Genomic DNA, 9,265 nt, shown 5'->3' with positions numbered 1-9,265 from the left:
TGCCGAACTCAGAAGTGAAACGCCGTAGCGCCGATGGTAGTGTGGGGTCTCCCCATGCGAGAGTAGGGAACTGCCAGACATCAAATAAAGCAAAAGGCCCAGTCGAAAGACTGGGCCTTTTGCTTTCTGCTGTTTGTTGATGTGAGTGACTGCTTTGAGCTGAGAAAATCAGTCAGGAACAAGGCCGTCAAGACAGATTGCTACGCAACGGGCCACCCTTAACAACCGGACATCAAATAAAACAAGAGGCTCAGTCGAAAAACTGGGCCTTTTGCATATTGCAGTAAACCTTCGGATAGAAAAATGCAGAGACCATCACGCAGAATGGCCTTTAAGTCATTCTGTTTTGCTTACTAAAGTGAAGAAGAAGCCCGGAGGTAAAATACCACCGGGCTGAGGGAGATTAGTGAATAACCTGAGACAAGAACGCGCGGGTACGCTCTGATTTTGGATGTGCGAAGAACTCTTGCGGCGGTGCCTGCTCTACGATTTCACCACGATCCATAAAGATCACGCGGTCTGCAACGGTACGGGCAAAGCCCATCTCGTGCGTCACACAAAGCATTGTCATACCAGACTCAGCAAGACCAATCATGGTATCAAGAACCTCTTTCACCATCTCCGGATCCAGTGCTGAGGTGGGTTCATCAAACAGCATGATTTTAGGTTTCATGCACAGCGAGCGTGCTATTGCCACACGCTGCTGCTGACCACCCGAGATCTGACCCGGGAATTTGTGGGCATGTTCAGCAATACGGACGCGCTCCAGGTAATGCATCGCCAGCGCTTCAGCTTCTTTCTTCGGCATTTTACGCACCCAAATTGGTGCCAGCGTACAGTTTTGCAGTACGGTTAAATGGGGAAAGAGGTTGAAGTGCTGAAACACCATCCCAACTTCCTGACGGACTTTCTCAATATTGCGGATGTCTTCATTTAACTCAATACCATCAACAACAATACGGCCCTGCTGGTGTTCTTCCAGGTGATTGATGCAGCGAATGGTGGTTGATTTGCCGGAGCCTGACGGCCCGCACAACACAATGCGCTCCCCTTGTTTCACCTTCAGATTGATATCCTTCAGCACGTGGAATTGCCCGTACCACTTATTCACATCTTCGAGCGTAATCATCGCGTCGGCAGGTTGCATAGTAATTTGACTCATAATTTCCTCAATGCGCTGAACGCCCGGTGTTAAAGCGCTTCTCCAGATGCTGGCTGTAGCGCGACATGCTAAAACAGAAAATCCAGTAAACTAATGCGGCAAAGACATAGCCTTCAGTGGACATGCCAAGCCAGGCGGGATCCACTGTGGCTTGCTGAACGCTGCTAAACAGATCGAACAGGCCAATGATGATCACAAGGCTGGTATCTTTAAATAAGGCAATGATGGTATTGACCAGGCCGGGTATAACCATTTTCAGCGCCTGCGGCAGAATGACCAGCCCCTGTGTTTTCCAGTAACCCAGAGCCAGTGATTCGGCGGCTTCATATTGCCCTTTGGGAAGAGCCTGCAACCCACCGCGCACGACTTCGGCGACATAGGCCGACTGGAATAAAATCACCCCAACCAGCGCACGGATCAGCTTATCGATACTGGTGCCTTCGGACATAAACAGCGGCAGCATGACTGAAGACATAAACAGCACGGTGATCAGCGGGACGCCACGCCAGAACTCGATAAACACCACCGAAAGTACCCGGACGACAGGCATTGTTGAGCGGCGGCCCAGTGCCAGCAGAATACCCAACGGCAGTGCGCCGGCAATCCCTACTGATGCGATGATAAGCGTCAGAGTCAGGCCACCCCACTGGCGGGTTTCAACCCTATCCAGCCCAAGAAAACCGCCATACATCAGCCACCACACGATAACCGGGTAGACGATGGCCCAGCAGGCAATGTAACGACCACGGGCAGGTAACGCTTTCCAGAACATCGGCGCAATAGAGAGCAGGCCGACAATCAGAGCAAGGTTAATGCGCCAGCGTTGTTCATGCGGATAGAGCCCATACATAAACTGGCCAAATCGCTCATGGATAAAGACCCAGCAGGCCCCCGCTTTGGTACATTCCGCACGGGTTGAGCCAATCCAGTTCGCCTGAAATATCGTCCAGTTCAGCAATGGTGGAATGAGCGTCCACATCAGCCACACTGCAAACAGGGTCAGCAGTGAATTGGTCCAACTGGAGAATAGATTTTTCTTCATCCACAGCAGGGTTTCGCTGCCGGTCGTCCGTTTCTGGCGCGTAGAGTGAGACAGAATAGCTTTTGTCATCAGAGTTCCTTAGCGCTCAATTAATGCAATGCGACGGTTATAAATGTTCATGAGCAACGAAATTGCCAGACTAATAATCAGGTAAACAGACATGGTGATCGCGATGGTCTCAATGGCTTGTCCGGTCTGGTTTAGCACCGTACCGGCAAACAGGGAGACCATATCCGGATAACCGATGGCGGCAGCAAGCGAAGAGTTTTTGGCAATATTCAGATACTGACTGGTCAGCGGCGGAATAATGACGCGCATCGCTTGCGGAATGATGACCTGGCGTAGCGTGACCGGATTCGGAATCCCGAGCGAACGCGCAGCTTCATGCTGACCATATGGGACTGACTGAATGCCTGCGCGAATAATCTCGGCAATAAATGCAGAGGTATAAACAGACAGGGCGATGGTCAGTGCCGCCAGTTCAGGGATCAGTACCAGTCCACCCTGGAAGTTGAAGCCGCGAAGTTGCGGTACTTCCCAGTGTACTGCGGCGCCGAATAACCAGTGCGCCAGTAATGGAAGCACAATAATCAGAGCAAGTGCCGTTGGCCAGGTGCGACGCAATTGTCCCGTTTTGATCTGGTGCGCCTTGTTAAAGCGATAGAGCCCGATAACGATTGCGGCAGCAATAACAATAGCGGCAATAAATGCCAGTAACCCTTCGCCCATTTGTGGGGATGGAATGTATAACCCCCTGTTACTCACAAACACCAAATCCATCGCGTTCACTGCCTGGCGTGGACCGGGCAGGTTTCGCAGTACGGCAAAGTACCAGAAGAAGATTTGCAGTAACGGCGGGATATTACGAAATGTCTCGATATAAATGGTTGAGAGTTTGCGTAATAACCAGTTATCCGACAGACGGGCAAGCCCAAGGAAGAAACCAATAAACGATGCAAAGACGATACACAGCGCTGAAACCAGCAGTGTGTTAAGCAGCCCAACAAAGAAGACCCGACCGTAGGTATCACCTTGTTGATAATCAATGAGATGTTGAACGATGCCAAATCCGGCAGCGCGATCCAGGAACCCGAAACCGGAAGTAATACCGCGATTGTTCAGGTTAGTTACAGTATTGTGTATCAAATAAATCGCGATGCTAACAACAGCGATAACCGCGATGATTTGAAACAGCCAGGCACGAACCGCTGGGTTAGAAAAGGAGAGCGATCCTTTAACGGTTGGGCGGCGTTGGGACATAGGAAAACCTCGGTAGCCATGACTCTGGGCTGGGTGCCACACGGCGGTGGCACCCGTTACAACACTTACGTATTAACGTACTGGCGGAGCGTACTGAATGCCGCCGTTGTTCCAGAGGTTGTTCTGGCCACGTTTGATTTTCAGCGCACTTTCAGAACCGACATTGCGTTCGAAGATTTCTCCGTAGTTACCCACTTTCTTGATAATGTTATAAGCCCATTTGTTATCAAGTTTCAGGTCTTTACCGAAATCACCTTCTTTGCCCAGCAGGTGTGCCATATCAGGCGTTGCCGGGTTAGCTGCTTTTTCGTCAACGTTTTTAGAGTTGATGCCCATTTCTTCTGCGTTCAGCATGGCAAACAGTGTCCAGCGAACAACAGAGAACCACTCATCATCACCACGGCGTACAACCGGGCCCAAAGGCTCTTTGGAGATAACTTCCGGCAGGACGATCCACTCAGCCTGGTTGCTCAGTTTGATTCGCAATGCATACAGCTGAGACTGGTCAGAAGCCAGCGTATCGCAACGGCCTGATTCCAGTGCTTTTGCGGATTCATCAGAACGGTCGAAGGTCACCGGAGTGTATTTCATATTGTTGGATTTAAAGTAATCCGCCACGTTCAGCTCGGTATCAGTACCGGCCTGAATACATACTGTTGCGCCATCCAGCTCTTTCGCGCTTTTCAGGCCCGCTTTGTTATGCGTCAGGAAGCCGATACCGTCGTAATAGGTTACGCCAGTGAAAGACATCCCCATGCCGGCATCACGTGAAGAGGTCCAGGTGGTATTACGGGAAAGCACATCAACTTCACCAGATTGCAGGGCGGTGAAACGCTCTTTTGCAGTCAGAGGGGTATATTTTACTTTGCTGTCATCACCAAATACGGCTGCCGCAACGCCACGGCAAACGTCTACGTCAATACCGGTGAATTTGCCATTTGCATCCGCATAAGAGAAGCCAGGCAGACCATCGCTGATACCGCATTGTACGAAGCCTTTCTTTTTAACGGCATCCAGAGTAGCGCCCGCATGCGCCTGATTTGCAACAGCAAACAGAGCACCGGCAGCAACCAGGCTGGCAATCATCATCTTTTTCATAATGCATCCTGTGTGGCAGAAAATTATCGTTATATAAGGCGTCCGGGAAACGCCTGAAACCTGTCTGTGGCTTTGGCCATACACTCTTAAGCAAAGGTAGTGCCAGTTTTACGAATGCGGGAATATGCGACCCCGCACGCGTAATATTGAGAGTGTAGACAGGAAAAAATAACTCAATCGCCCTGGCGTGGTGCAAAACTTCAACCTGCGCCACAAAATAGAGCAAAAAACTTTCATTCAGCGGATTGTGCTAACAAACAAGTTTCCAGGGGTAATATAAGCAGGGAAGAGGATCGATTTACTTTGTGAAATACATCACGGGAAGACTATAAATAATTGAAAAATAGGTGTTGGGATCGGCTGTAAATATGCTGTTTTTTTTGTGGCTGCCCTTTTGTGATGCTAAAAATTTACGCAATAAAAATGAACTGCACCGAAATAAAGCAAAGCGCGGCAACTCCGCGCTTTAGATAAAGAATTTATTTAGTGAGGGCGACGATACCCAGCGTGAGCCCTGCCAGTGCAGCTGCACCACCTGCGATAGCTCCTGCCGTTTCCCAGTTGTCCTGAGTTGTGCCCTTCACGCAGGTATTGGTATGTACCAGGCGACCCTGATCATCATAAGTTGGTACGCAAGGTGAATCATGTGCGCAACCTGCCAGTAAAGCCGTAAGCAGTGCGACGGAAATTAGTCTTTTCATCATCTTACCTCTAATAATCATCACGATCCCCGGCATAAAATAAACCGATACCAGCCCAGGATCGAAGTGCTATTTTATCATTCAGTAAACGGCGATGACTTGCGCTCAATAATCTCAAAGTATGAGCAGTGTAAACATCATGGAGGGTATCGCGCTGATTAATGCAATCATGCAGAAAATATGAGGCTGATAATAAAAAAATGGCGTGTGGCGATATAAAAATTTAATGAAAAAGCAAATGGCCAGGGTTTTACGCTGGTATACGTATTTAGATGCGAATAATCCAATTGGCATACTGAAGCGGAAAAATGAATGCACCTGCAGGTGCATTCATTATTAACGATTAGCCGAATAGACCAAAGAGCTTGTTACTGTGGGCCTTGCTGAACACACAGGCCGTTGCCTTGCGCACTGATGACATCGGCTGATACAGGCTTGCCCAGCAAATAATCCTGTAGGGTGTTGCAGCCTAAGTCGGTGAGGAATGTCTGCTGCTCGGTGGTTTCAACCCCTTCAGCCACGATTTTCAGATTCAGCGTTTTCGCCAGCGCCACAATGGCTGAAACAATGGTGGCATCATCGGTGTCGCTGCCCAGTTCCCGGACAAATGCGCGGTCAATTTTTAGCTCGCAGGCCGGCAAACGCTTCAGGTAGAGCAGGCTTGAATAGCCGGTACCAAAATCATCAATAGAGGCCTGAACACCGGCATCAGTGAGCTGCGTGAGGACTCGCACACTCTCATCCGGATTGGTCATGGCGGTCGTTTCGGTAACTTCCAGAATCAAGGTTTCCGCTGGAATGTCATGTTTACTGAGGCTATCCATGATGGTTTGTACCAGCGAGGGTTGTTCGAACTGGAGGGTCGAGAGATTCACCGCAACGGACCAGTTGGTATTGCCCTGCGCGCGCCATTCGCTCAGTTGTCGACAGGCTTCATCAATTACCCAGTTCCCCAGCGGCACAATCAGGCCTGTTTTTTCTGCCAGAGGCAGGAAAGCATCGGGAGCGAGAAGCCCACGCTGTGGGTGCTGCCAGCGCAGAAGTGCTTCAAAGCCAATAATCGGCCCGGCAGGTGCCTGAAACTTGGGCTGGTAGACCAGACGAAACTCTTTGCGCTCGGTCGCCAGCCATAAATCGTTCATTAGCTGCAATTGGGTCTGAGCGAGCGAGTTCATCGAAGGCTGGAAGAAGTGGTAGCCGTTGCGCCCCATATGTTTGGTGTGATACATCGCAGCATCGGCATTGAACATCAACTCACGTTCGTTTTTGCCATCGTGCGGATACAGCGCAATGCCAACGCTCAGGGTCACCATAATATCGTAGGGATCGATATTAAAAGGTTTATCGATAACACGAACCAGCGAACCGGCAAGAGTCGCAGCTTCGTCCGGGGCATTGACCTCGGTAAGCAGCACGAACTCATCTCCCCCCATTCGCGCCAGGGTATATTGCCCTTTTAGCTGTTGTTTAAGCCGTTCGGAAACAGTAACCAACAACTTGTCACCGACATCATGCCCGTAGGCATCATTGACCGTTTTAAACCCGTCCAGATCCATAAACATCAGCGCAAAGAAGTTCCCTTCCCGCCGGGCTTTATTGATGGCCTGATCCAGACGGTCTTCCAGCAATACGCGATTAGGCAGGCGAGTGAGCGTATCGTGAAGCGCAAGCTGAGCAAGTTCACGGTTGGCGGCGGCGAGTGACGATGCCAGCAATGATGTCCGGGCCTGAAGGCGCGCATCAAGCATGGAGACCAGTAAGGTAATACCAAGGATGGAGAAGGCAACCACGCTGACCAGCACCGCCAGCCAGTTACCGTTCACGCCATGGTGGTCCATCGGGTCGTCATGGGGGAATTGTGCCGCCATCATGCCGCTGTAGTGCATGCCTGCGATGGCGAACCCCATCAGGATCGCCGCACCAAACCGCATCAGCGCGACCTGGGCCGCTTCATAACGCAAACGGAAGGTGAGCCAAAGCGCGGCAAAAGAGGCGAGTAAGGCGATAATGACAGAAATGGCGACCCAGGTTTTGTCCCACATAATGGCAGGCGTGATCTGAAGCGCTGCCATGCCGGTATAGTGCATGGCGACAATCCCCATGCCCATGACAAACGCGCCGGGAAACAGACGATGCATCGTCAATTCAGTCCCACTGACCAGCCAGAGTGCGAACAGTGAAGAGGCAATCGCAATGATCATCGATAGCGCTGTTAAGAGCGGGTCATAGCGCAGATGCATGGAAATATCCATGGCCAGCATGCCGATAAAGTGCATGGCCCAAATGCCAATGCCCATTGCCACGCTTCCCCCCGTCAACCAGACCCATGCTGAGGATCCGGTGCTGGTGGAGACACGGCCAGCCATATTCAGGGCTGTATAAGACGCCAGAATGGCAACAATAAAAGAAACAACAACAAGGATTTGGTCGTATTGGCTAACCAGCATGATGTCATCAACTCATTCACAAAAAAGCGTTACGCTAACTACATTTGCAGGGGCGAAAAGGGCTGAGACAGCGGCCATCCAGAACGGATGACTTAACGAGGTTTATATCCCTGAACACGCAGGAGACAGTGCACCTGTGAGCACATGTCAATCGAGCTCGGTACAGTTCACCAGTTTAAGCGGATTAACGGAATTCATATTTCGGCATTTATCTACCTCTGTTGTCAGGAACTCGATCCACTGCATGATCACGGTATCCAGCAACAGGACAGACAGGGCAAAAACAACCAGCCAGAAGTATTTTCTAATCATCCCGTTTATCCTGATTTCAGATTTATCCGTTGCGAATATACACGAAATTAAGCGTGGGAAAAGATGGGAGAAGATAAGTTTTATCGCTATTTACAGCAATAAAAAAGGCGCGTCCCCATGCCGGTTCGCGCCTTTTTAGAAGCAGTCTCTGATAACTATCAGTTCATGCCGTATGTTCACAATCATGGTTTATTACCGTTCGTCATGGTCTAAGTGATTTAGTTTAACTATATGATTTATAGTGTTTTTGTTGCCTTTCTTGTTTATTGTTATTCATTGCTGTTTGGGGGCTTACACTGAGCCGTGTATCACAAGGTGTATCACAAACTTTTTATGAACTGAGGTTTTATGGCTGGATCCACCAACAAGCTAAGCGACAAAAAGCTAAAAGCGTTACTTGGTTCCGTGCGTGAACGAGAGGAAATGATGGCTGATGGTGACGGTTTGAGCGTCCGTTTGCTTCGCTCCGGATCCATTAGTTGGATTTTTTCGTATCGTCTCGGCGGTAGAGATTCCCGGCTGGAAAGGCTCACTCTGGGGAACTATCCGGATATGTCGCTTAAACTGGCACGTGGGCGGCGGGAAGAATGCCGTGCCTGGCTGGCTGAAGGGAAAAACCCAAAATTCCAGCTTGATGCGCGGACTGAAGAGATCCTTCGCCCGGTAACGGTAAGAGACGCCATGTCTTACTGGATTAGTGAGTATGCGGCCCATCACCGTGTTAACGTGAATCGACATGAGGCCCAGCTCGATAAGCACATTTATCCCTACATTGGTGATTTACCTCTTTCTCTGTGCGACACGCGCCACTGGCTCGAATGTTTTGACAAAGCCAAACGTGAAACGCCTGTGGCAGCCGGTTATGTTTTACAGATGTGCAAACAGGCGCTTAAATTCTGCCGTGTTCGACGTTACGCCGTTAGTAATGCTCTTGATGACCTGACCATTCAGGATGTGGGTAAAAAGCAGGACAAAGGCGACAGGGTTCATGATATGGACGAACTGGCGCAAATCTGGCGCTCATGCTCAGAGAAGTTGTTCAAACCCTACTATGCAACTCTGTTACGTCTGCTGGTGGTCTTCGGTTGCCGTTCTCAGGAGGTTCGTCTTTCAACCTGGGCGGAATGGGATCTGAAAAATTGGGTGAGGACAGTCCCCAAGGAACATAGGGAAGGTGCGATTTAATCGTCAGTTATGAGAACATAAGGCTTTCTTTGCCATAGATTTTTCACGATGCCCGCAC

7 protein-coding genes, 1 rRNA gene and 1 pseudogene are annotated in these 9,265 nt (G+C 50.0%); 2 read left to right on the top strand and 7 right to left on the bottom strand.

Going from position 1 to position 9,265, the window contains the following annotated elements; genetic code table 11:
• Window positions 1–79: ribosomal RNA gene (rrf, locus tag ACSZO4_RS23155) — 5S ribosomal RNA — on the top strand; the annotation flags it as partial.
• Window positions 80–403: 324 nt separating this feature from the next.
• Here rrf and ACSZO4_RS23150 read toward each other — a convergent pair.
• The 7 genes from ACSZO4_RS23150 to ACSZO4_RS23120 form a co-directional block, all read right to left on the bottom strand.
• Window positions 404–1,162: an amino acid ABC transporter ATP-binding protein gene (locus ACSZO4_RS23150; RefSeq protein ID WP_437891403.1), complete on the bottom strand. Its 759-nt coding sequence runs from the start codon at window positions 1,160–1,162 to the stop codon at window positions 404–406.
• A 7-nt stretch (window positions 1,163–1,169) separates the two neighbouring features.
• Window positions 1,170–2,273 carry an amino acid ABC transporter permease gene (locus ACSZO4_RS23145; RefSeq protein ID WP_437891401.1) on the bottom strand — a complete coding sequence of 368 codons (1,104 nt, stop codon included), beginning with the start codon at window positions 2,271–2,273 and terminating at the stop codon, window positions 1,170–1,172.
• 9 nt (window positions 2,274–2,282) lie between these two features.
• On the bottom strand, window positions 2,283–3,464 hold the full coding sequence (locus ACSZO4_RS23140) for an amino acid ABC transporter permease (protein ID WP_437891400.1): 1,182 nt from the start codon (window positions 3,462–3,464) through the stop codon (window positions 2,283–2,285).
• Between the two features lie 72 nt (window positions 3,465–3,536).
• Complete coding sequence (locus ACSZO4_RS23135) at window positions 3,537–4,562, bottom strand: amino acid ABC transporter substrate-binding protein (RefSeq protein WP_437891398.1); 1,026 nt, start codon at window positions 4,560–4,562, stop codon at window positions 3,537–3,539.
• Window positions 4,563–5,041: 479 nt separating this feature from the next.
• Window positions 5,042–5,263 carry a lipoprotein gene (locus tag ACSZO4_RS23130; RefSeq protein WP_437891404.1) on the bottom strand — a complete coding sequence of 74 codons (222 nt, stop codon included), beginning with the start codon at window positions 5,261–5,263 and terminating at the stop codon, window positions 5,042–5,044.
• A gap of 368 nt (window positions 5,264–5,631) precedes the next feature.
• The gene (locus tag ACSZO4_RS23125; protein ID WP_437891397.1) at window positions 5,632–7,710 is read right to left on the bottom strand and encodes a putative bifunctional diguanylate cyclase/phosphodiesterase; all 2,079 of its coding nucleotides are present in this window, start codon (window positions 7,708–7,710) and stop codon (window positions 5,632–5,634) included.
• Between the two features lie 147 nt (window positions 7,711–7,857).
• Entirely contained in the window at window positions 7,858–8,022 is a 165-nt protein-coding gene (locus ACSZO4_RS23120; RefSeq protein WP_437891395.1) for a DUF2556 family protein, read from the bottom strand.
• A gap of 348 nt (window positions 8,023–8,370) precedes the next feature.
• Between ACSZO4_RS23120 and ACSZO4_RS23115 the strand changes: the two are divergent.
• Window positions 8,371–9,198 (top strand): annotated as a pseudogene (locus ACSZO4_RS23115) (tyrosine-type recombinase/integrase); the annotation flags it as partial.
• Window positions 9,199–9,265: the final 67 nt, after the last annotated feature.

This window comes from Phytobacter sp. V91 (assembly GCF_965644225.1).
Classification (GTDB): Bacteria; Pseudomonadota; Gammaproteobacteria; order Enterobacterales; family Enterobacteriaceae; genus CBFFRJ01.
The sequence above is the reverse complement of the archived record's forward strand: the minus strand, read 5'-3'. Positions and strand labels throughout refer to the sequence as shown.

Coding starts and splice junctions, on each gene's coding strand:
- ACSZO4_RS23150 (WP_437891403.1), bottom strand. CDS start 1,162: ATGAGTCAAATTACTATGCAACCTGCCGACGCGATGATTACGCTCGAA.
- ACSZO4_RS23145 (WP_437891401.1), bottom strand. CDS start 2,273: ATGACAAAAGCTATTCTGTCTCACTCTACGCGCCAGAAACGGACGACC.
- ACSZO4_RS23140 (WP_437891400.1), bottom strand. CDS start 3,464: ATGTCCCAACGCCGCCCAACCGTTAAAGGATCGCTCTCCTTTTCTAAC.
- ACSZO4_RS23135 (WP_437891398.1), bottom strand. CDS start 4,562: ATGAAAAAGATGATGATTGCCAGCCTGGTTGCTGCCGGTGCTCTGTTT.
- ACSZO4_RS23130 (WP_437891404.1), bottom strand. CDS start 5,263: ATGAAAAGACTAATTTCCGTCGCACTGCTTACGGCTTTACTGGCAGGT.
- ACSZO4_RS23125 (WP_437891397.1), bottom strand. CDS start 7,710: ATGCTGGTTAGCCAATACGACCAAATCCTTGTTGTTGTTTCTTTTATT.
- ACSZO4_RS23120 (WP_437891395.1), bottom strand. CDS start 8,022: ATGATTAGAAAATACTTCTGGCTGGTTGTTTTTGCCCTGTCTGTCCTG.